This window comes from Pandoraea terrigena, assembly GCF_902459705.1.
In the GTDB taxonomy this organism is placed as follows: Bacteria; Pseudomonadota; Gammaproteobacteria; order Burkholderiales; family Burkholderiaceae; genus Pandoraea; species Pandoraea terrigena.
On the sequence record NZ_CABPRU010000001.1, the window covers coordinates 571,681 to 592,519 of the forward strand.

Here is a 20,839-nt window from a genome sequence, read left to right on the forward strand (position 1 = left end):
AAAACAAAAGCGCCCCAAAGGGCGCTTGCGTTGCGGCGAGGTGAGGGATGTCCTACGACGCGGTGACGTGGCCCGCGGGTGCCAGCGTCAAGCCTGTTTGCCCAGTGCCGTCTCGATGAGTTTGTCGAGTTCGGCGTATTCCGGTTCGCCTACGTATTGCTTGAGCACCTTGCCATTGCGATCCACGACGAAGGTCGTCGGCGTGAGTTGGACGTTGCCGTACTGCTTGGCTACGCTGCCGTCGGAATCCATCGCCACCTTGAACGGCAGTTGACGCGACTGCGCGTAGTTCACCACATACATCGGCGGGTCATAGCTCATGGCGACGGCCACGAATTCGAGCCCTCGGCCTTTGTACTTCTCGTACGTCTGCACCATCGTCGGCATTTCCTTCATGCACGTCGTGCAGCTCGTCGCCCAGAAGTTGACGAGATAGACCTTGCCCTTGAGTTGCTCGGTGCCGAGCTTTTGTCCCGAGAGCAGCGTGAACGTTGCCTCGGGTGCGCGTTTCTGTCCGGCGAACGTGAAATACGCAGCGATCGCCACGACCGCGATGATCGCGACGGCGAGGATCTTGCTCAGGGGAGACTTGCGGGGGGTCGTGGCGCTCATGACACAGCCGTGTGGGAAGGTTGTTCAATGGGTGACGTCGATTCTACTCTGATTTCCAGCCCCGATTCTGCCGCCCCGATGCGACGATCCCGATTCCACTGCCTCGAATCTCAGCGCGGCGCGGCGCCGGTGCTTAGCCGGGTGCGTCCCTGCGCGATGGCCTCGTCGAGATACGCGCCGTAGAAGTCAGGGAGTCCTGCGCCGATCAACGGGTCGGCGATCGGGCGTCCGCTCGTATCGAGGAACAAAACCGTCGGCGACACCTTCACACCGTGGGCGCGCGCCCAGGCAACGCCCGTCGTCGTCGAGCCGTCGAACTCGCGCACGGGGGCGATGCTGTCCATGCCGATCTCGCGCACCTCGTATTTGCCACTGCGCACGAGCGGCGCAAGTTCGCGCTGACGGATCGGACCGCAATAGACGCAGTCGTGCAGCGATACCAGGACGATCAGCGGGACGTTGAGCGAAGCGGCGCGGCGGGCGTGGGCAGCGAAGTCCGTCGCCAGCGGTACGGTGGTCTGCACTGGCACGGCACGGCGGTTGTGGTTCTGCGCTGGCGTGGCTGAATCGCCGTCACCGTCACGCACGGACGTGACGCCTGCGCGTTGTGCCAATGCGGAATCGGGGGCGGCAGGGTGGGTGTTGCCGCCCGATGCAGGCGCCGCGGCCGCCATACTCATGGCGCAGACCGTCGTGAGCATCGCCAGCGCTGGCGACCGCCACGTGAGCCGCGACGTTGGTAACGCCGTTAAGCGCGCCGTCGACCACGGCTTCGACCACGCCAGCGCAAGCGTCCTCACAACGTTGCGGGTCATTGACGAGCGGGTCGCGGGGTGATGTTGGGGTATGAGCGCGCGCACGAACGCAAACTGCCCATGTCTGTCGCAGACGCCGGGGGGCAATGGGCGGGACGAGTCAGCCGTGGTGCGTTTCATGTCGCCGATGATACCGGGATCTGCCGCGCCGCGTTTTTCGTGTCGCACTACATGACGGATAATGGACATCTACCTCCCTTCCGGTGATCTCCTGTCTATGAATCGCGTTGTCCGTGTCTACGTCATGCTTGCCGCGACGATGGTGCTCGCCGCCTGTTCCCCTCGCTACGATTGGCGCGAGGTGCACGACAAGGACGGCGCGTATGCCGCCACTTACCCTGCCAAACCGACGCAGGATGCGCGCGAAGTGAAGTTCGCCTCCGGTCCGTTGCCGATGCGCATGCAAGCCGCGCGGGTCGATGCGGCACTCTTTGCCGTGGGGGTCGTGACGCTACCCAGCGACGACGCAACGCTGCGTCAGACGGTCCTGACCGAATTGCAGCAGGGCCTGCTCGCCAATGTGAACGACGCGGCAGCCGCGCCGGTGCAGGTGATGGTGCGCCAGGCCGGCGATGCCCCTGCGATTCCGGGGACGGGGGTCTCGGCGCAAGGCAAGGCCAGCGACAAGACCGAGCGTTACATCTCGGCCCGTTTTGTCGGACGTGGAAACCACGTCTATCAGGTTGTCGTTCTGGCGACGAAGGCTCCCCCGAAGGATCAGGTCGAGCAGTTTCTCGATGCCTTCACGCTGGAGTGATCCCCGTCACGACGGCGGCGCTTCGCGATATTGCGTGGCCTCCGCGACATGGTGAGCGTCGATAGTGACGCTGCCCGCGAGATCGGCAACCGTGCGCGCCACGCGCAACACCCGGTGATAGGTGCGTGCCGACCAATCGTGTTGCGTCACGGCGCGGTGCAGGACGTCCCGGGCGTCGGGCTGCAACGCGCATTGCACCTCCAGCGAACGGCTCGACAGGCCGCAATTCAATTGACCCTGACGCGATAGCTGGCGCTCGCGCGCCTGCCCGACGCGCGCCGCCACCACCTCGCTGCGCTCGCCGTTGGCCGGGGCGGCAAACGTCTCGGCGCGCAGTGCCGGCACTTCGACATGCAGGTCGATGCGATCGAGCAGTGGGCCCGAGAGACGATTGCGATACCGCGCCACGGCCTCGCCCGTACAGCGACAACTACGCGACGGATGCCCCAGGTTGCCGCATGGGCACGGGTTCATCGCAGCCACGAGTTGGAACGCGGCAGGGAACGTGGCCTGTCCGCCCGCGCGCGAGATCGTGACATGACCCACCTCCAGCGGTTCGCGCAGGACTTCGAGCACGCGTCGCTGAAACTCGGGCAGTTCGTCGAGAAAGAGCACCCCGCGATGCGCGAGGCTGATTTCACCCGGACGCGGCACGCTGCCGCCGCCGACCAGCGCCGCTGCGGACGCCGTGTGATGCGGCGCACGAAACGGCCGCCGGCCCCAGTGGCGCAAATCGAATCCCTGTGCGCTCAGGCTGGCCAGGGTGGCGGCCTCAACGGCCTGTGCCTTGCTCAACGCAGGGAGCAGTCCGGCGAGCCGCGTCGCCAGCATCGACTTGCCGGTGCCCGGCGGGCCGTAGAACAGGATGTGGTGTCCGCCAGCCGCCGCGACTTCCAGCGCGCGCTTGGCGTGTTCCTGCCCCTTGATATCGCCGAGGTCGGGTGGGTCGCCAGCCTGCGTCGCTTTGGTGTCGGCCGATGCCGCGTCGGCAGCGGTAAGCGGGACGACGGCGCGCGGCAGCGGCACGGACACGTCAGGCTCGGCGAGGTGCGCGCAGACGTCGAGCAAGGTGCGCGCGCCATAGACCGTGGCGCCTTCGACCCATGCTGCTTCCTGCGCGCTGCCCGCGGGCAGCACGAGCGCGCGCGCCGAGGATTCGGCCAGCACGGCGCTCGCCATCGCCAAGGCACCGCGAACGGGGCGTAACTCGCCGGTGAGCGATAACTCTCCTGCGAACTCGTGCGAGCGCAATCCGGCCTCGGGGAGCTGACCGCTGGCCGCGAGGATGCCGAGCGCTATCGGCAAATCGAAGCCGCCGGACGCTTTCGGCAGATCGGCCGGTGCCAGATTGACGGTAATGCGACGTGCGGGAAATTCGAACCGGCTGTTCTGCAACGCCGAGCGCACGCGCTCCCGGCTCTCCTTCACCTCGGTATCGGGCAGGCCGACCAGCGTCAGGCCCGGCAGCCCGTTCGCCAGATGCACCTCGACGGTGACCGCACGAGCCGCCATCCCCGTGATTGCCCGGCTGCTGACAACTGCCAATGACATTTCTCCTCCCTGCAACATTGCGACGCATCCATCGCTTCGATGTCGATAATCGTCGCTGAACGCCGCGGCGCACAACGTCTTGTCGGAGGAAATCGGCGGGTGGAGGGTGTTTTCGGAGCGGCACCCCCGATGACTCGGCAAGGTCCGCTATGAATTAGGAGAATTCCGATCTCAGACCGAGAATCGGGAAGTGACGACAAGCAAACGGGGGCGTGGCAGAGCGGGGAGGGGCATCGCACTGGCCTTTGAGCCCCCGAAAACGACAAAGGGCGCCGAAGCGCCCCTTGTGTCCCGTCAGTCTTGCGCTTCGTCGCGCAGGCCTTCGAGTTCGGCCACGCGCTTTTCCAGCGCTTCGAGCTTTTCGCGTGTACGCGCGAGCACCTGGGCCTGCACGTCGAATTCCTCGCGGGTTACCAGATCGAGCCGGTTGAAGCCCTGGTTGAGCAGGCTTTTGACATTGCGCTCGATATCCTTGGCGGGCGATTGCTTGAGCATCTCACTCACCTTGGCTTGCACGTCTTGCAGGATCTCGTTCGGTTTCATAAGCCTTCCTCTCGTCATTTCTCCGCACCAACGTGGTGCTTGCACCGTCACTGTGCTTCAGCTTGCCGGCCTGACCGGTGCAAGGTGGTGCATCGGTCAGGCCGCCAACGTTGGCGCAACTCTAACATCGTTTCCCGCGCCCAGCCAGCGCAGGCACCGGTCCAACCGTTACCCGGTAACGATTTGACCGTATTGGCCAGGCTTGGTTGTCGTCGGCGTCGATGCCTGCGCGCCGGTCCGCCTCTGCAATTTTGCCAATTTTTTATCTCGAAATTCGTATCGTGCGCGTCGCAGCGCATGCTGACAGGGGGTCTGGCACGAGAGTTGCTTTGCTCAAGCGGGAACCTGCCGCACGCTGTACCAAGACGTTAGATAACAACTCAGGGGAAAGTGATGAATAAAGCGTCAACTACGATGGCTGGCATTGTGTGCTTCGGTGCGATGGCGATGTCTGCCGGCGCGTATGCGCAGGCGAGCGCCGACAGTGCCGCACCCGCGGCAGCGGCGAGTGTCGCGGCCGAACCGTTGACGGTAACCGCCAACATCGGTCTTTTTTCGGACTACCGCTTCCGAGGTATTTCGCAAACGGGCAAGCGTCCGGCGGTGCAGGGCGGCTTCGATCTCGCGCACGAATCCGGGCTGTACGCCGGCGTGTGGGCGTCAAACATCAGCTGGATTTCGGACGGCAACTCGGCGGTGAGCGCGCCGATCGAGATGGATTTCTACGGGGGCTGGAAGAAGGAAATCATCCCCGACTGGACGGTTGACGTCGGCGGGCTGCAGTACTACTACCCGGGCACCTACCCGTCTGGGGCGTTTTTCGCGCGTCCGCATACGTTCGAACTGTATGCCGCGGTGGGCTGGAAAACCGTAACGCTGAAGTACTCACATTCGCTGACCCGGTTGTTCGGTCTCGTGAGCCCGGACGGCCAGGATACGTCGAACAGCGGCTATCTTGACCTCACGGCGACCTATGACATCGGCGTCTGGGGCCTCTCGGCCGTCGGCCACGTGGGGCATCAGTGGGTGCACAACTTCAGCGCGGCTGGCTATACCGACTGGAAGCTTGGCCTGTCGAAAGACCTGGGCAAGAACTTCACCGTGTCGGTCGCCTACGTCGATACGAACGCCGATGAGAAGTACTACACCGCCGCGAATTCCGGCAAAGTACTCTCCAAGGCGACGGTCGTCGTGGGGTTGTCGAAGACATTCTAAGGAGCGACTCAATATGAAGCTGATTACCGCAATTGTGAAACCCTTCAAGCTCGACGAGGTGCGCGAAGCCCTCTCGAACATTGGCGTGGCGGGGATTACGGTGACCGAAGTCAAGGGCTTCGGCCGCCAAAAGGGCCATACCGAGCTGTATCGGGGTGCAGAATATGTCGTCGACTTCCTGCCGAAGGTGAAGATCGAGGCGGTCATCGGCGACGCCTTGCTCGACCAGGCGATCGACGCCATCGAGCAGGCGGCTCGTACCGGCAAGATCGGCGACGGCAAGATTTTCGTGTCCAACGTCGAACACGTCGTCCGCATCCGTACGGGAGAGACCGGCGAAGACGCGCTGTGAAGGTCCTACAAAAGAGACAACAATCATGAAAAAACTGCTTGCCAAACTGTTGCTCGTCGCCGCCTTTGCGGGCGTTGCGGGCACGATGGGCCTCGGCTCGACCGCCGCGCTTGCGCAGGACGCCTCGGCCCCGGCCGCCGCGTCGGAAACGGCATCACCCGCAGCGTCTGCTGCGACGCCGGCTGCCGCACCCGCGGCGTCGGCTCAGGCCGCTGCGCCGGCACCTGCCGCAGCAACGCCTGTGCCACCGAACAAGGGTGACACGGCCTGGCTGCTGACCTGCACTGCCCTGGTGATTCTCATGACGCTGCCCGGCCTGGGCCTGTTCTACGGTGGTCTCGTCCGCTCGAAGAACATGCTCTCGGTGCTGATGCAGTGCTTCATCATCTTCTCGCTCGTGGTCGTGCTCTGGTCGATTTACGGCTACAGCATTGCCTTCACCGAGGGCGGGGCGTTCTTCGGGGGCTTTGATCGTCTGTTCCTGAAGGGCATGACGCCGGACTCGGTCGCCGCGACCTTCAGCAAGGGCGTGAATGTGCCGGAATACGCGTACATGGCGTTCCAGGGCGCATTTGCCGCCATTACCTGTGCGCTGATCGTCGGTGCCTTCGCCGAACGTGCCAAGTTCTCGGCCGTGCTGCTCTTCACCGTGATCTGGTTCACGCTCTCCTACCTGCCGATGGCGCACATGGTCTGGTTCTGGGCGGGTCCTGACGCCTACACCGACCCGGCCGCCGCCGACGCTGCCACGGCACACGCCGGCTGGCTCTTCCAGAAGGGGGCACTCGATTACGCCGGTGGCACGGTGGTGCACATCAACGCCGCTATCGCCGGTCTGGTCGGCTCGTACATGGTGGGCAAGCGCGTCGGCTTCGGCAAGGAAGCGTTCAAGCCGCATTCGCTCACGATGACGATGATCGGTGCCTCGCTGCTCTGGTTCGGCTGGTTCGGCTTCAACGCCGGCTCAGGGCTGGAAGCCAACGGTGGTGCTGCGCTCGCCTTCGTGAACACGTTGCTGGCGACCGCGGCTGCCACGCTGTCGTGGACGGCCGGTGAGTGGATCGGCAAGGGCAAGCCGTCGATGCTCGGCGGCGCGTCGGGTGCGGTCGCTGGTCTGGTGGCCGTGACCCCGGCCGCCGGTTTCGTCGGCCCGATGGGTTCGATCGTGCTCGGCCTGCTTGCCGGCCTGATCTGCCTGTGGGGCGTGAATGGCCTGAAGCACCTGCTCAAGGCCGACGACGCGCTGGACGTGTTCGGCGTGCACGGCGTGGGCGGTATGCTCGGCGCGATTCTGACGGGCGTTTTCGCGGCACCGTCACTCGGCGGCACGGGCATCTACGACTACGTGGCCAACAAGGTGGCGCCGGATTACTCGATCGCCGGTCAGGTCTGGATCCAGTTCCAGGGCGTGCTCACCACGGTGATCTGGTCGGGCGTGGTCGCCTTCATCGCCTTCAAGATCGCCGACATCGTGCTGGGTCTGCGTGTGCCGGAAGACGAAGAGCGCGAGGGGCTGGATATCACCTCGCACGGCGAATCGGCTTATCACAACTGATGACAAGGACGTCGGTGGGGATCCTTCGCCTCACCGTTCGACGATGTCTCGTCGCATCGTCCTGGCCCGGCTTCGGCTGGGCCTGAATCCAACCACCGCCCGCGAATCGGCAACCCCGCGTTGCCGACTTCGTGCCGGGCGAGCAAGAGGAGTTGCCGGTGGCCGGTCGGACAGCCGCCCCCGGCGTTGTACGGGCACCCAGGCGGTGCCCGTTTTTTTTTTGCTTGCATCTCGCTTGCGATTACCGGCGGCGTCCCCATCTTCTTTCACCGCAGCATGCGCACTGCGCGTCCCTTGATCCTGTCAAAGGGTCAGACCAGCGGGCGTATGCTCTACAATCGATATTCCATCTGGATATGAGAGAAGCATGGTTCCGCATCTCGTCACGGCTCTGAAAGGCCCCTTGCTCGACCTGGAAAAGAAGATCCTCGATGCGACGCCCGCCATCGAGCGCTGGTTCCGGCTTGAGTGGCAGGAACATACGCCGCCGTTCTATTGTTCGGTCGACTTGCGAAATGCCGGCTTCAAGCTTGCTCCCGTCGACACCAATCTCTTCCCCGGCGGCTTCAATAATCTTGCGCCTGAAGTCCTGCCGCTCGCCGTGCAGGCGGCGATGGCCGCCATCGAGAAGATTTGCCCCGACGCGAAGAACCTGCTGCTCATTCCCGAACGGCATACGCGTAACACCTTTTACCTGCAGAACATTGCCCGACTGTCGACGATCATGCGCCACGCGGGGCTGAACGTGCGCCTGGGCAGTCTGTCGGACGACATCACCGAGCCGACCACCATCGAGCTGCCCGACGGCCAGCACCTCGTGATCGAGCCGCTCGAGCGCTCGCCGCGCCGGCTCGGGCTCAAGAATTTCGATCCGTGCTCGATCCTGCTCAACAACGACCTGTCCGCCGGCATTCCGCCGATTCTCGAAGGTCTGCACGAACAGTACCTCTTGCCGCCGTTGCATGCGGGATGGGCGGTGCGCCGCAAGAGCCAGCATTTCTCGGCGTACGACGACATCGTCAAGAAGTTCGCGAAGATGATCGACGTCGACCCCTGGATGCTCAATCCGTACTTCGCGAAGTGCGAGGGCATCGATTTCGATGAACGCGTCGGGGAGGAGAAGCTCGCCGACACGGTCGACGCCGTGCTCAAGAAGATCAACAAGAAGTATCGCGAGTACGGCATCAGCGAGAAGCCGTTCGTCGTGATCAAGGCCGATGCCGGCACGTATGGCATGGGCGTGATGATGGTGCACGACGCCGCCGAGATCAAGCACCTGAACCGGCGCGAACGCACCGAGATGAGCGTGGTCAAGGAAGGTCTCGAGGTGCACGACGTCATTGTGCAGGAAGGCGTCTACACGTTCGAGCGCATCAACGAAGCCGTGGCCGAGCCGGTCGTCTACATGATCGATCGGTACGTGGTCGGTGGCTTCTACCGAGTGCACACCGGACGCGGGACCGACGAAAACCTCAATGCGCCCGGCATGCACTTCGTGCCGCTCGCCTTCGAGCACACGGCGCTGCCCGATGTCCACGCCAAGCCGGGGGCGGCGCCGCCCAACCGGTTCTATATGTACGGCGTGGTGGCGCGTCTGGCGCTGCTCGCGGCATCGGTCGAACTCGAGCGCACCGATCCGGATCCGGAAACCTATTGACGCGGCAAGACCGACGCGACGGCCTGTGACATCCGTTCACGCCCGTTCGGTCTCGCGTCGGTTTGAGATCTTTCCGAATTTGATGTGAGGCCCTGCCGGTGAGGCGGTGGCCCTGGACGCGTCGCGTTCCAAGCAGCGAAAAGAAAAAGACGCCCGGCTGGCCCCCCGACTAGCCGGGCGTCACATTTGCCGGTCGCCTCATGCAACGACCGGAAATCGGGGCTTCCCTGGGCGGTTCCCCCCCGCAAACTGGTTTCCTGCGCTCCCCTCGACTTCGGGATCGGTGTACTGTGCCGATCCACCGTCTCGTTCGCGTCAGCATTGAAGCGATGATGCGACCGTTTGACGCGCATAACATCCCCCGAACGGGGGACGTCAGTTCGTCTCGATGCGGAATAGGAAATTTCCTCGGAATGAGGCTGTCTGGGAGGCATACGGGAATGCAGGGGGATTTGCGCACAGGCCTTCGTCAACTTCATCAACTGCCGGTACCGACGCTCGATTATTTGCCGCTGTGGCTGGAGGCGCTGCGCCTTCGGCTGGCTGCGGACGGCGTGGCCGCGCTCTGGTGCCATGCATCCGACGACCCGACCGCGACAGCGCAGTCCACCCGTTGGTATGTCCCGCAGGCCCCCCTGTCGGCCTGCGAGCGGCTCGCCACCCGCGGTTGGTCGATGCCGCCGATGGCGGAGTTGCGGCGCTCGCTCGCGCACGGTGAACTGTTGTGCGGTCACGTCCGGCGCTCGAGGGGTGGTTCGGCCGCCGTGCCAGCGACGTTGCACCGTCCTCCGGAACTGGCGGGATGCCTGCCCGACGGCGATTGGCTCGACGTGTGTCTGTTGCCGGTGACCCGGGCAACCGGCGCGGTGGCGGCGCGTAGCGAGTGCGCCGGGCCGTCGGCCGTCGCGCCCCTCGGCGCGTTGCGGCTGCTCGTGTCGCGGCGCAGATCACAGCCGCGCTTCAGTGCGCGCGAAGTCGCGACGTTTGAGACGGCCGCCGCGGAATTCGCCACGCCGCCCAATCGTCCCGGCTTCCCGCCGATGTCCGTGATGACGGCGATGACATCCTCCACCCCGTCCCTTCGGCCGGCGCCGTCGGGCGCCATCGGCGACGACGTGGCGGGAACGCTGGTCTGGCACCGACGTCAGCCGGAGTGGGCCGACCCCGCGGCGCTGGCGCTCATGCGCCGGGTCTGGCACCGCATGCCGGGGCGGGCGTGGCCCGACGCCTGTCTCGTCGTACAGGCGTGCCAGTCGCTGGTCGACGAACTGAGGCTCCACCCATCGGATACCGCGTCGCCGGGCGTGCCGGTCTGCAAGGCGCTCGGGGTGCCCGGCGGCACGCTGCATCTGCACGCCACGCACTTATGCGGGATGGGAGGGCGAGCGACCGAGCGCGTTCGCATTGCGTTGCACCTCGCCGTGCCGCCCGCTATCCGGTTGCTGTTGCGGCTTTGGCAAACGGGGCTGACGCCGATGCAGCGCGAGATCGCGATGCGGCTGCTGGCCGGGCAGTCGCGCGCCCAGACGCGCGAGGCCTGCGCGATCGGCGTGCAGACGCTCAAGACGCATTTGTCGCTCATGCGCGCTCGCCTGGATCCCGTGCAAGACGCATCGCTGCTGCTCGGGCTGGGCGGACCGGCGGCGCTTGGACGCGGGGGGCGCGTGCCGGACGTCGATGCGACGCGCAGCGGCAAAACGGCGCCTCGGCTAGAATAGACGCCTGTCGCCGCCGCCAGCGGTGTGTGCATCCGAACCCCCAAAGACTCCCGCCGATCGATGCAGATTCTCTTTATTGCCGACCCGCTCGACCAGTTCAAGATCTACAAGGACACCACGTTCTCGATGATGCGCGAAGCCGCGCGTCGAGGGCACCGCATCTTTGCGTGCGAGCCGCACGAGATGGCATGGCAGAACGCTGCGGTCGATGCGCGCATCAGGGAAATCCGCCTGACGGGCGATTCGAATGCCTGGTACGACGTGGTTGAAACGCGGGTGAGCGCGCTCACCGAGTTCGACGCTGTGCTCATGCGCAAGGACCCGCCGTTCGACATGGAGTACGTCAACGCTACGTGGCTGCTGGAAGTTGCCGAGCGCGCCGGTGCCCGCGTGTTCAACAAACCCAGCGCGATTCGCGACCATTCCGAAAAGATGGCGATCGCCGAATTTGCTCAGTTCGTGACGCCGACGTTGGTCACGCGCGACGCGGACCGTCTGCGCGCTTTTCACGCCGAACATGGTGATGTGATCTACAAGCCGCTCGATGGCATGGGCGGCACGGGCGTGTTCCGCATCGGTCCGGACGGGCGCAACCTTGGGTCGGTCATCGAGATGCTCGGTGAATACGGGGCCAGTTCGGTGATGGCGCAGCGCTTCATTCCCGAGATCGTGCTGGGGGACAAGCGGATTCTCGTCATCGGCGGCCAGGTCGTGCCGCACTCGCTGGCGCGCATCCCGCAGGGCAATGAAGTGCGCGGCAACCTCGCCGCCGGTGGCGTGGGCGAGGCGCGCGAGCTGTCGGCGCGTGATCGTCAGATTGCCGAAACGCTGGCGCCGATTCTCTTGGCGCGTGGCCTGCTGCTCGTGGGGCTCGACGTCATTGGCGATTGCCTCACGGAAGTGAACGTTACGAGTCCGACATGCTTCCAGGAAATTACGGACCAAACCGGTTTCGATGTGCCGAAGATGTTCGTCGACGCACTAGAACGGGCGGTGCAGGGCGATGCCAGGTCTGCGGGCTGACGCATCGTCTCAGGCCGTCCCTAACCTCCTGAAAATTCGGGTTTTTTGCGTGCCTGTTAAAATGGCTTTCCCAAAATCGACAGGTTCGCGTTCGTCGTTGTGTTTGTCGCCCGAACACCCGCGGCGCTTGGCGTACCTAGCATCATGGCTGGAATTCTGATTATTGCCCACGCACCGCTCGCTTCGGCACTTCGCGAGTGTGTTTCGCACATCTACGGCGGGTGTCCGGCGCATATCGGCGCGATCGACGTCGCGCCCGACCAGGACACGGCGGCACTTGTTGTCACGGCACGCGAGCGTCTCGCACAGCTCCATGAAGAGAACGGCGTGCTTGTCCTCACGGATCTGTTCGGTGCCACGCCATCGAATGTTGCTGCGCAGCTCGTCGACGCGAAGGTGCGTGTCCTCTCGGGGGTGAACCTGTCGATGCTCATCAAGGCGGTGTGCTATCGCTCGGTGCCGCTCGACACGTTGGTGGAGAAGGTGCTTTCGGGCGGATCTAAAGGTATTCTGGAGGTTGGCGCGGGTGCGCCGGCTACACACACTACGTCACACTGACACATGCTTCGACAAGAAACGACGATCGTAAATAAATTGGGCTTGCATGCCCGGGCATCGGCAAAGCTGACGCAATTGGCGGCGAAATTTCAGAGTGAGGTCTGGCTGACCCGGAATGGTCGGCGCATCAACGCGAAGAGCATCATGGGCGTCATGATGCTAGCGGCCGGGATTGGCGCGACGGTCGAAGTGGAGACCGAGGGCTCGGACGAGCAACAAGCCATGGATGAAATCCTGGCCCTCATCGCGAGCAAGTTCGGGGAAGGGGAGTAACGCGTCGTTGCGGTGAGTTGCGGCGCGCCACGAGCGTCGATCGCACCCGCGCCCACGGGCCGCTCACCGTGTCGCATGCCACCCGAACGCGGCAAAAATCACAGATTACGGTCGAATCATCCGCCTCTGAACCGGGGAGACTTCCTTGTCTTTCACCCTACACGGCATTCCCGTTTCCCGCGGCATCGCGATCGGACGCGCCTACTTGCTCGCGCCCGCCACGCTCGATGTCCCGCACTATCTGCTTGACCCCACCCAGGTCGACGACGAAATCGCGCGGTTTCACGGCGCCCAGGCGAGCGTCCAGCACGAACTCGATACCCTCAAGGCGGAACTGCCCGACGATGCGCCGGGTGAGATGGGCGCGTTCCTCGACGTTCACTCGCTGATCCTCAACGATACGTTGCTGGCCGACGCGGTCATCAAGCTGATTCGCGACCGCCGCTACAATGCGGAATGGGCGCTGACCACGCAGCTCGAGGTGCTCGTCGCGCGTTTCGAAGACATCGACGACGAGTACCTGCGTGAGCGTCGCGCGGACATCGAACAGGTGACCGAGCGCGTGCTCAAGGCGCTCGCCGGCGCGCCCGGCATCCGGCACGTGGTGGCCGAGACGCCGCGCGACGACATGATCGTCGTGGCCCGCGACATTGCGCCGGCCGATATGCTGCAATTCAAGAGGCAGACGTTCAAGGGCTTCGTCACGGATCTTGGCGGGAAGACGTCGCATACGGCCATCGTTGCGCGCAGTCTGGGCATTCCGGCGGCCGTCGGCGTCGCGCAGGCCAGCCTGCTCATCAAGCAGGACGACATTATCATCATCGATGGCGATCATGGCATCGTCATCGTCGATCCAGCGCCAATCGTGCTCGAAGAGTACAGTTACCGCCAAAGTGAACGCGCGCTCGAAGAGCGTCGTTTGCAGCGGTTGAAGCACTCGCCTGCGCAGACGATCGACGGCACCCACATCGCGTTGCTTGCGAATATCGAGTTGCCGGAAGACGCCGCGACGGCGGTCGCCGCGGGTGCGGTGGGCGTGGGGCTGTTCCGCACGGAATTCCTTTTCATGAACGAGAAGGAGGCGCCGGAGGAAGAGGCGCAGTTCGAGGCGTACAAGCGCGCCGTCGAAGCGATGCGTAGTCTGCCGCTGACGATCCGGACCATCGACGTGGGCGCCGACAAGCCGCTCGACAGTCATGACACGTACGAGACCGCGCCGAACCCGGCGCTGGGGCTGCGGGCCATTCGCTGGAGTCTCTCCGAGCCGCGCATGTTTCTCACGCAGTTGCGGGCGATTCTGCGCGCATCGGCGTTCGGCAAGGTGCAGATCCTGTTCCCGATGCTCGCGCATGCGCAGGAAATCGATCAGACGCTCGAACTCGTGCGTGAAGCCAAGTCGCAGCTTGACGCCGCCGGCCTGCTCTACGACCCGGGCGTGAAGCTGGGCGCGATGATCGAAGTGCCGGCGGCGGCGCTCACGGTGTCGATGTTCCTGAAGCGGCTGGACTTCCTGTCCATCGGCACGAACGACCTGATTCAATACACGCTCGCGATCGATCGCGCCGACAACACCGTCGCCCATCTGTACGACCCGCTGCATCCGGCCGTGCTGCGACTGATCGCCATGACCATCCGCGAGGCGCATGCGTTCGGCGTCCCGGTGGCCGTGTGCGGCGAAATGGCGGGCGATCCGACGGCGACGCGCCTGTTGCTCGGCATGGGCCTGCGGGAGTTCTCGATGCATCCGAGCCAACTGCTGCAGGTCAAGCAGGAGATCCTGAGAGCGCATTTGCCGGATCTGGAACGGCCGGTCCAGGAGCTGCTTGCCGCGACTGAACCCGAGGAGATGCAGGCGGCGCTGGCGCGCCTGGCGGCGGCCTGACGGCCCGGCAGCGCGTCGCGCATCCCCCAACGAGAAAAGCGGGCCTCCTGTGACAGGGCGCCCGCTTTTTTTTCCGCGCTCAGTGGCGCTGTCCGCAGACCTTGCACTCCGGATTGCGGGCACAGTGCATCGTGTGCCAGCTCATCCGGCGCGCGTCGAGCATCTGTAGGCGGCCAACGAGCGGTTTGCCAATCCCCGTGATGAGCTTGATCGCCTCGGTCGCCTGCATGCTGCCGATAATGCCCACGAGCGGAGCGAGGACGCCCATCGTGGCGCAGGCCTGCTCGGGGAACGGCTCATCGGCCGGGAAGATGCACTCGTAGCAGGGCGACGCATCGTCGCGCACGTCGAATACGCTGATTTGCCCATCGAAGCGCAGGGCTGCGCCGGACACGAGTGGTACCCCCGCCGTCACGCAAGCCCGATTGACGGCGTGACGCGTGGCGAAGTTGTCGGACCCGTCGAGTACCACGGTGGCGCTGCGGGCCAGCGCCGTGAGTTGCGCTTCGTCCACGCGGGCGTGGATGACGTCGACGACCACGCCAGGATTGACCTGCGCGATGCGATCGCGTCCGGAGATGACCTTGGGCCGGCCGACACTTCCGGTGTCGTGGAGAATCTGGCGTTGCAGGTTGGTGAGATCGACGTCGTCATCGTCGATCAGCGTGATGCGTCCGACGCCGGAGGCCGCGAGATACAGCGCGGCGGGCGAACCGAGACCGCCGGCGCCGACGATCATGGCGTGGGCGGCGAGCAAACGCTCCTGACCCTCGATACCGAGTTCGTCGAGCAGGATGTGGCGGGAGTAACGCAGCAACTGGTCGTCGTTCATCGCAAAACGGGAAAGAATAAAAAAACCGTGCCGGCTTTCGCGGGCACGGTTTGTAGTGTAAAGCCGATGCTTACTTCTTGTCCGACGGCGTGGCAGGCACTGCGGAGCCGCGCTTCGCGTCCGGCTTGACTGCGGCGGCGGGGCTGGCCGCCTTTGATGTGTCCTTCGGCATCGGACCGGCGTTGGCTTCCAGGCGCGACTTCGTACGCTGGACCGGCTCGCCCTTGAGCTGGTGAACGGCCTGCTGGAGCATGAAGTCGTCGGGGCTGCCCAGATCCGGCAGACGCGCCTCGCGTTCCTTCTTGCGCTCTTCCGGCGTCTTCTTGGCGTTCTCTTCCTCGAGGCGGCGCAATTCTTCCAGGCGACGGGCTTCGCGGGCGTCGATGGCCTTCTGCTCGTCAGGCTTCTGCGTGTTGTGCAGGTGGTTCTGGTAGTCGATTTCGCGCGTGACCAGCACGTCTTCCGGATCCCCCTTCGGATTCTGGTCGACCGGCACGTCCGGCGTGATACCGATGGACTGGATCGAGCGGCCGCTCGGCGTGTAGTAGTAGGCCGTGGTCAGACGCAGCGCCGTGTCCGGCGACAGTTGACGCACGGTCTGCACCGAGCCCTTGCCGAAGGTCGTCTTGCCCATGATCAGCGCGCGCTTCGAATCTTGCAGCGCACCAGACACGATTTCCGAGGCCGATGCCGAGTAGGCGTTCACCAGCACGACCATCGGCACGGTCTTCCAGAACGCGGCTTCACCCTTGAGCGGATCGTCCGGGCTTGCCGACAGACGGTAGTTGTCGAAGGTGGCCGTGTACTTCTGCTTAGCGTCTTCGATCTGGCCGTTGGTCGTCACGACCGTGGCGCCTTCCTTCATGAAGGCCGCGGACACGCCGACAGCCGACTGCAGGATGCCGCCGCCATTGTTGCGCAGGTCGAGCACCAGGCCCTTGATCGGTTGGTCCTTGGCCAGTTCTTGCAGCTTCTTGGCCAGATCCGGCACCGTGCGTTCCTGGAAGCTCGTGATGCGCACGTAGGCGATACCCGGCTCAAGCATCTTGCCCTTGATGCTCTGGACGCGAATTTCCGCGCGCACGATGGACACCGGGAAGGTGCGCTCGTCCGACTTGCGGTAGATGGTCAGCGTGACCTTGCTGCCGGGCGCGCCGCGCATGCGCTTGACTGCCTGGTCGAGGGTCATGCCGCGCACGGGCTTGTCGTCGATGCGGGTGATGAGGTCGCCAGGCTTGAGGCCGGCCTTGAACGCCGGGCTGTCTTCGATCGGGGAAATGACCTTCACGAGGCCATCTTCCTGCGAGATCTCGATGCCGAGACCGGCGAAGCGGCCACGCGTCTGTTCCTGCAGCTCCTTGTATTCATCCTTGTCGAGATAGGACGAATGCGGATCGAGGCTCGACACCATGCCCTTGATGGCTGCGGTCAGCAGCTTCTTGTCGTCGACCGGCTGTACGTACTCGCGCTTGATCTGGCCGAACACCTCGGCGAGCAGACGGAGCTGTTCGAGCGGCAACGGCGTGGTAACGCTTTGTGCGGAAGCCTGCGAGAACGCGAGGGTGGCAGCCGCACCGGTTGCAAGGCCCAGCACGATCAGGCCGATGTGTTTGAGGGTTTGGCGCATATAGGCGTGGAAATTCCGGATTTTTCGGGGCGCTCGCCAAGGGGCGCGCGCACTTTGGCGAAGTATAACCGTTTGCCCGCAGGGCGGGCATTGCCCATTCGACAGGGAGTTTTCCGGAGTGGTTCTGCGAAAAGTGCGGGTTGAAGTGTCTTTGTCGCGCGAAGGGCCCTGACGTCGTCCGAAAACGGCTCGCTTTTGCTGGCGCAATGCGCGTTCCTCGGCGCTGGGCGTCGGGGTCGGGGAGGGGCGGGCGGCGCGGAAATCATGTTACGGCGCGTTACAGAGGGTGCGGCCGGTGCGGCGCCCGCAGCGGGGGCACGAGGGGGCCAGAGGGGGATGGAGGGGGATGGAGGGGGCTGGCGCGCACCGCCACGGGGGACGGCGCGCGCCGTGCCTGCGACCGGCGCAGGCGAAACTCGGCGATTACTTCGACTTGCCTTGCGCGGCCACGGCGGCCAGCGCGCCGGCAATCTTCTCCGCATCGCCCAGATAGTAATGACGGATCGGCTGGAGGTCGGCGTCCAGTTCATACACGAGCGGCGTGCCGTTCGGGATGTTCAGGCCGGCGATGGCGTCGTCCGAAATGTTGTCGAGGTGCTTGATGAGGGCGCGCAGCGAATTGCCGTGCGCGGCGACGAGCACCTGCTTGCCGGCCCGCACGGCCGGGGCGATCGACTCGTTCCACAACGGCAGCACGCGCGCCACGGTGTCCTTCAGGCACTCGGTGAGCGGAATCTCCTCGCGCTTGAGCTTGGCGTAACGCGGGTCGTGGTACGAACTGCGCTCGTCGTCCGCGGCCAGCGGCGGCGGCGGCGTGTCGTAGCTGCGGCGCCAGACGTGCACCTGATCGTCGCCGTATTTGGCGGCGGTCTCGGCCTTGTTCAGACCGGCCAGCGCGCCGTAGTGACGCTCGTTCAGGCGCCAGCTATGGATGACGGGAATCCACATCTGGTCCATGGCGTCCTGCACATGCCAGAGGGTGCGGATCGCGCGCTTGAGTACCGAGGTATAGGCGAGATCGAATGTGTAGCCGGCTTCGGCGAGCAATTTGCCGGCCTGGGTGGCTTCGGCGGCCCCCTTGTCGGTCAGGTCGACGTCGACCCAACCGGTGAAGCGATTTTCCTTGTTCCACGTCGATTCGCCGTGGCGGATGAGAACGAGCTTGTACATGAGCAAACTTCAATCAGAGTTGGAAAGCGGGGGCAGCCGGCGAGACGATGGCCACTCGCCGCGCCTTGCGCAGCAAGGCCCGGCAAGGGGTTTTGCGGCAGCAATCCGGAGACGTTCGGGGGCGCGGCGAAGGGCCCGCCGACGTCCGGCGCAACGATTGGCAACGCAACTCGTCGGCGCAATCACGGATTATTTTATAATGATCGGATTCTTTTGATATTTTTCAGGTGGTTTGTGACGTTCCTTACCGATTACACCAACCTCGCGCTGGTCGCCATTGCCCTCGTCTCGGGGGGCATGCTGGCCTGGCCGGTATTCAAGCGCGGCGGTCGCGGTCTGTCGACCGTGGAAGCGACCCAGCTCATCAATCGCAAGGGCGCCGTGGTGCTCGATGTGCGCTCTGGCGAGGAGTTCGCCGCAGGCCACTTGCCCTCCGCGCGCAACGTGCCGCTCGACGACGTTGAACAAAAGGTCGGGCAGGTCATCAAGAACAAGGCGGCACCGATCCTGATCGTGTGCAAGAACGGGCAGGGCGGCGCGCGCGCCCAGACGCTGTTGCGCGGTCTTGGCTATGCCGAGGCGTTCAACCTCCAGGGCGGCATTGCCACCTGGCAGGAAGCCGGCCTGCCGGTCGTAAAGTAATCGAGGAATTGCCAGCCATGCCGAAGATCGTGATGTACAGCACGCAAGTGTGCCCGTATTGCCAGATGGCGGAGCGACTGTTGCGCCAGCGCGGCGTCCAGGACATCGAGAAGGTCCTGATCGACAAGGAACCCGCCCGCCGCGACGAAATGATGACGCGCACGGGCCGTCGCACGGTGCCGCAGATCTACATTGATGAGCGTCACATCGGCGGTTACGACGACCTGTCGGCACTCGACCGTGCCGGGGGCCTCGTGCCGCTCTTGCAAGCTGCCTGATACCGCCCGCAGAATAGTGCGCCCAGCCGCGTGTCTGCGCGGCTGTCTTATCCCAAGGAAATGAAATGTCCGACCAGAATCAGCCGTTTTTCAGCATCCAGCGCGCTTACCTGAAAGATCTCTCGCTCGAGCAGCCGAACTCGCCCGCGATCTTCCTCGAGCAGGAGATGCCGACCGTGGAAGTGCAGTTGGACGTCGCCGCCGAGCGCCTCGCCGAGGAAATCTTTGAAGTCGCCGTGATTGCCACCGTGACGGCCAAGATCAAGGACAAGGTCGCGTTCCTGGTGGAAGGCAAGCAAGCGGGCATCTTCGAGATTCGCAACGTGCCGGTCGATCAGCTCGACCCCCTCATCGGCATTGCTTGCCCGACGATCGTCTACCCGTACCTGCGCGCCAACGTGGCCGACGCCATCAGCCGTGCCGGCTTCCAGCCGATCCACCTGGCCGAAGTGAACTTCCAGGCACTGTACGAGCAACGTCTGGCGCAGCTGGCCGAGCAACAGGCAGCCAACGGCGAAACGCCGGCCCCGGGCATCGTGATGCCCGACGGCTCGGCCGCCCAGACCCACTAAGCGCTTGCGCTGGATCGACGCGACGGCCGGCGCCTGGTTGGCCGTCGCATCGAGGCCTCTCTCATGAAGATTGCCGTATTCGGTGCAGGTGCCTGGGGCACCGCGATGGCGAGTCACATGGCGGCACGCCATGACGTTGTCCTCTGGGCGCGCGATGCGGCGCTCGTCGAGCAACTGACCGTCTCCCACGAAAATTCCCGCTATCTCCCCGGTTCTCCGCTGTCACCTCGTCTGCGGTTTGACGCCGACTTTGCGACGGCGCTCGCGCATGGCACGGGCGAACACGCCTTGTGCGTCGCTGCGGTGCCCGTTGCCGGCCTGCGGGCGCTGGTCGGCCATATGGCGCTTGCGGCGCCCGCACCGCACAACCTGATCTGGCTCTGCAAGGGCTTTGAGTCCGATACCGGGCTGTTGCCGCACCAGATCGTTGCCGAGGTCTTTCCGCAGGTCGCCGGCGGCGCGCTCTCGGGGCCGAGCTTCGCCCGCGAAGTCGCGCAGGGACTGCCGGCGGCGCTGACCATTGCCAGCGCAGTGCCGTCGCTGTGCGAATTGACGATCGCCGCATGCCACTTCGGCGCGCTGCGCATCTATTCGAGTGACGACGTGATCGGCGTCGAAGTCGGGGGCGCGGTGAAGAACGTGCTCGCCATCGCGACGGGTGTCAGTGACGGACTCGGTCTGGGACTCAATGCCCGCGCGGCGCTGGTCACCCGAGGCCTGGCCGAAATGACCCGCCTGGGCGTCGCGCTGGGCGGCAAGCCCGAGACGTTCATGGGGCTGGCCGGCATGGGGGATCTGATCCTGACGGCGACGGGCGACCTGTCGCGTAACCGCACCGTCGGTCTGCAACTGGCGTCTGGCAAGTCGCTCGACGACGTGCTGGCATCGCTGGGACACGTCGCCGAAGGCGTACGATGTGCGCGTGCGGTGCGCGATCTGGCGCGTGCACGTGGCGTCGAAATGCCGATTACCGACGCGGTTTGCGCTACGCTGTTCGAGGGGCTGCCTGCCCGTGCGGCGGTGGAAGCCCTGCTGCGGCGGGATGCCCGAGCAGAGCGCGAGGACGACGCTCACCCGGGCTGACGCCTCGCAGGCAAGTGGCGGACGCCTATCCGGTTCCGCCCGGCGTCGCATGGCGCGCCGGCGATCCTTCGCGGGATAGCCGACGCGCCGTTTCCCCGATGACGGAATCCCGTCGTCGGCACTG

The 20,839-nt window shown here is 64.7% G+C and carries 21 protein-coding genes; 14 read left to right on the plus strand and 7 right to left on the minus strand.

The features are described 5' to 3' along the window. Positions 1-87: 87 nt before the first annotated feature. Both PTE31013_RS02560 and PTE31013_RS25045 read right to left on the minus strand, forming a co-directional pair. A complete protein-coding gene (locus tag PTE31013_RS02560; RefSeq protein ID WP_150611245.1) occupies positions 88-612 on the minus strand; it encodes a TlpA disulfide reductase family protein in 525 nt (174 codons plus the stop codon). Between the two features lie 110 nt (positions 613-722). After that, positions 723-1,427, minus strand: a complete 705-nt coding sequence (locus PTE31013_RS25045; protein WP_246173864.1) for a thioredoxin domain-containing protein — start codon at positions 1,425-1,427, stop codon at positions 723-725. A gap of 217 nt (positions 1,428-1,644) precedes the next feature. On the opposite strand from PTE31013_RS25045, the gene PTE31013_RS02570 reads away from it, so the two are divergent. Continuing rightward, positions 1,645-2,184: a hypothetical protein gene (locus tag PTE31013_RS02570; protein WP_150611246.1), complete on the plus strand. Its 540-nt coding sequence runs from the start codon at positions 1,645-1,647 to the stop codon at positions 2,182-2,184. A gap of 6 nt (positions 2,185-2,190) precedes the next feature. Here PTE31013_RS02570 and PTE31013_RS02575 read toward each other — a convergent pair whose 3' ends face one another. Then, positions 2,191-3,735, minus strand: a complete 1,545-nt coding sequence (locus tag PTE31013_RS02575) for a YifB family Mg chelatase-like AAA ATPase (protein ID WP_150611247.1) — start codon at positions 3,733-3,735, stop codon at positions 2,191-2,193. 294 nt (positions 3,736-4,029) lie between these two features. Further along, entirely contained in the window at positions 4,030-4,278 is a 249-nt protein-coding gene (locus PTE31013_RS02580; protein ID WP_150551820.1) for an accessory factor UbiK family protein, read from the minus strand. A 393-nt stretch (positions 4,279-4,671) separates the two neighbouring features. Here PTE31013_RS02580 and PTE31013_RS02585 point away from each other — a divergent pair, with 393 nt between their 5' ends. From PTE31013_RS02585 to ptsP, 9 genes are all read left to right on the plus strand, one after another. Further along, a complete protein-coding gene (locus PTE31013_RS02585) occupies positions 4,672-5,493 on the plus strand; it encodes a TorF family putative porin (RefSeq protein ID WP_150611248.1) in 822 nt (273 codons plus the stop codon). 13 nt (positions 5,494-5,506) lie between these two features. Next, positions 5,507-5,845, plus strand: coding sequence for a P-II family nitrogen regulator (locus tag PTE31013_RS02590; RefSeq protein ID WP_010804740.1), 339 nt, complete (start codon positions 5,507-5,509; stop codon positions 5,843-5,845). 85 nt (positions 5,846-5,930) lie between these two features. Then, positions 5,931-7,400 carry an ammonium transporter gene (amt, locus tag PTE31013_RS02595; protein ID WP_246173886.1) on the plus strand — a complete coding sequence of 490 codons (1,470 nt, stop codon included), beginning with the start codon at positions 5,931-5,933 and terminating at the stop codon, positions 7,398-7,400. Positions 7,401-7,767: 367 nt separating this feature from the next. Next, positions 7,768-9,057, plus strand: a complete 1,290-nt coding sequence (gshA, locus tag PTE31013_RS02600; RefSeq protein WP_150611250.1) for a glutamate--cysteine ligase — start codon at positions 7,768-7,770, stop codon at positions 9,055-9,057. 440 nt (positions 9,058-9,497) lie between these two features. Further along, a complete protein-coding gene (locus tag PTE31013_RS02605; RefSeq protein WP_150611251.1) occupies positions 9,498-10,775 on the plus strand; it encodes a helix-turn-helix transcriptional regulator in 1,278 nt (425 codons plus the stop codon). Positions 10,776-10,835: 60 nt separating this feature from the next. Continuing rightward, the gene (gene gshB, locus PTE31013_RS02610; protein WP_150611252.1) at positions 10,836-11,798 is read left to right on the plus strand and encodes a glutathione synthase; all 963 of its coding nucleotides are present in this window, start codon (positions 10,836-10,838) and stop codon (positions 11,796-11,798) included. 144 nt (positions 11,799-11,942) lie between these two features. Beyond that, positions 11,943-12,356: a PTS sugar transporter subunit IIA gene (locus PTE31013_RS02615; RefSeq protein WP_150611253.1), complete on the plus strand. Its 414-nt coding sequence runs from the start codon at positions 11,943-11,945 to the stop codon at positions 12,354-12,356. Positions 12,357-12,359: 3 nt separating this feature from the next. Further along, positions 12,360-12,629, plus strand: coding sequence for an HPr family phosphocarrier protein (locus tag PTE31013_RS02620; protein WP_150611254.1), 270 nt, complete (start codon positions 12,360-12,362; stop codon positions 12,627-12,629). A 145-nt stretch (positions 12,630-12,774) separates the two neighbouring features. Beyond that, positions 12,775-14,511: a phosphoenolpyruvate--protein phosphotransferase gene (gene ptsP, locus PTE31013_RS02625; protein ID WP_150611255.1), complete on the plus strand. Its 1,737-nt coding sequence runs from the start codon at positions 12,775-12,777 to the stop codon at positions 14,509-14,511. 79 nt (positions 14,512-14,590) lie between these two features. Here the strand turns inward: ptsP and PTE31013_RS02630 are convergent, their stop codons facing one another. The 3 genes from PTE31013_RS02630 to gpmA form a co-directional block, all read right to left on the minus strand. Next, entirely contained in the window at positions 14,591-15,343 is a 753-nt protein-coding gene (locus tag PTE31013_RS02630) for a HesA/MoeB/ThiF family protein (RefSeq protein WP_150611256.1), read from the minus strand. A gap of 70 nt (positions 15,344-15,413) precedes the next feature. After that, entirely contained in the window at positions 15,414-16,970 is a 1,557-nt protein-coding gene (locus PTE31013_RS02635) for a S41 family peptidase (RefSeq protein ID WP_150611257.1), read from the minus strand. A gap of 423 nt (positions 16,971-17,393) precedes the next feature. Further along, positions 17,394-18,140: a 2,3-diphosphoglycerate-dependent phosphoglycerate mutase gene (gpmA, locus tag PTE31013_RS02640; RefSeq protein WP_150611258.1), complete on the minus strand. Its 747-nt coding sequence runs from the start codon at positions 18,138-18,140 to the stop codon at positions 17,394-17,396. Positions 18,141-18,374: 234 nt separating this feature from the next. Between gpmA and PTE31013_RS02645 the strand changes: the two genes are divergently transcribed. The 4 genes from PTE31013_RS02645 (at position 18,375) to PTE31013_RS02660 (ending at position 20,715) form a co-directional block, all read left to right on the plus strand. Continuing rightward, a complete protein-coding gene (locus tag PTE31013_RS02645; protein ID WP_150611259.1) occupies positions 18,375-18,782 on the plus strand; it encodes a rhodanese-like domain-containing protein in 408 nt (135 codons plus the stop codon). A 17-nt stretch (positions 18,783-18,799) separates the two neighbouring features. Further along, on the plus strand, positions 18,800-19,060 hold the full coding sequence (grxC, locus tag PTE31013_RS02650) for a glutaredoxin 3 (protein WP_150611260.1): 261 nt from the start codon (positions 18,800-18,802) through the stop codon (positions 19,058-19,060). A gap of 65 nt (positions 19,061-19,125) precedes the next feature. Beyond that, a complete protein-coding gene (secB, locus tag PTE31013_RS02655; RefSeq protein ID WP_150611261.1) occupies positions 19,126-19,632 on the plus strand; it encodes a protein-export chaperone SecB in 507 nt (168 codons plus the stop codon). 63 nt (positions 19,633-19,695) lie between these two features. Further along, positions 19,696-20,715 carry an NAD(P)H-dependent glycerol-3-phosphate dehydrogenase gene (locus PTE31013_RS02660; protein WP_150611262.1) on the plus strand — a complete coding sequence of 340 codons (1,020 nt, stop codon included), beginning with the start codon at positions 19,696-19,698 and terminating at the stop codon, positions 20,713-20,715. Positions 20,716-20,839 lie beyond the last annotated feature (124 nt).

Bases quoted from the DNA above. Each gene is read 5' to 3' on its own strand.
- PTE31013_RS02660 (WP_150611262.1), top strand. From the start codon at position 19,696: ATGAAGATTGCCGTATTCGGTGCAGGTGCCTGGGGCACCGCGATGGCG.
- PTE31013_RS02630 (WP_150611256.1), bottom strand. From the start codon at position 15,343: ATGAACGACGACCAGTTGCTGCGTTACTCCCGCCACATCCTGCTCGAC.
- secB (WP_150611261.1), top strand. From the start codon at position 19,126: ATGTCCGACCAGAATCAGCCGTTTTTCAGCATCCAGCGCGCTTACCTG.
- amt (WP_246173886.1), top strand. From the start codon at position 5,931: ATGGGCCTCGGCTCGACCGCCGCGCTTGCGCAGGACGCCTCGGCCCCG.
- PTE31013_RS25045 (WP_246173864.1), bottom strand. From the start codon at position 1,427: ATGACCCGCAACGTTGTGAGGACGCTTGCGCTGGCGTGGTCGAAGCCG.
- PTE31013_RS02580 (WP_150551820.1), bottom strand. From the start codon at position 4,278: ATGAAACCGAACGAGATCCTGCAAGACGTGCAAGCCAAGGTGAGTGAG.
- PTE31013_RS02620 (WP_150611254.1), top strand. From the start codon at position 12,360: ATGCTTCGACAAGAAACGACGATCGTAAATAAATTGGGCTTGCATGCC.
- gshA (WP_150611250.1), top strand. From the start codon at position 7,768: ATGGTTCCGCATCTCGTCACGGCTCTGAAAGGCCCCTTGCTCGACCTG.
- PTE31013_RS02585 (WP_150611248.1), top strand. From the start codon at position 4,672: ATGAATAAAGCGTCAACTACGATGGCTGGCATTGTGTGCTTCGGTGCG.
- PTE31013_RS02560 (WP_150611245.1), bottom strand. From the start codon at position 612: ATGAGCGCCACGACCCCCCGCAAGTCTCCCCTGAGCAAGATCCTCGCC.
- PTE31013_RS02615 (WP_150611253.1), top strand. From the start codon at position 11,943: ATGGCTGGAATTCTGATTATTGCCCACGCACCGCTCGCTTCGGCACTT.
- PTE31013_RS02570 (WP_150611246.1), top strand. From the start codon at position 1,645: ATGAATCGCGTTGTCCGTGTCTACGTCATGCTTGCCGCGACGATGGTG.
- PTE31013_RS02635 (WP_150611257.1), bottom strand. From the start codon at position 16,970: ATGCGCCAAACCCTCAAACACATCGGCCTGATCGTGCTGGGCCTTGCA.
- PTE31013_RS02575 (WP_150611247.1), bottom strand. From the start codon at position 3,735: ATGTCATTGGCAGTTGTCAGCAGCCGGGCAATCACGGGGATGGCGGCT.
- PTE31013_RS02605 (WP_150611251.1), top strand. From the start codon at position 9,498: ATGCAGGGGGATTTGCGCACAGGCCTTCGTCAACTTCATCAACTGCCG.
- grxC (WP_150611260.1), top strand. From the start codon at position 18,800: ATGCCGAAGATCGTGATGTACAGCACGCAAGTGTGCCCGTATTGCCAG.
- gshB (WP_150611252.1), top strand. From the start codon at position 10,836: ATGCAGATTCTCTTTATTGCCGACCCGCTCGACCAGTTCAAGATCTAC.
- gpmA (WP_150611258.1), bottom strand. From the start codon at position 18,140: ATGTACAAGCTCGTTCTCATCCGCCACGGCGAATCGACGTGGAACAAG.
- PTE31013_RS02590 (WP_010804740.1), top strand. From the start codon at position 5,507: ATGAAGCTGATTACCGCAATTGTGAAACCCTTCAAGCTCGACGAGGTG.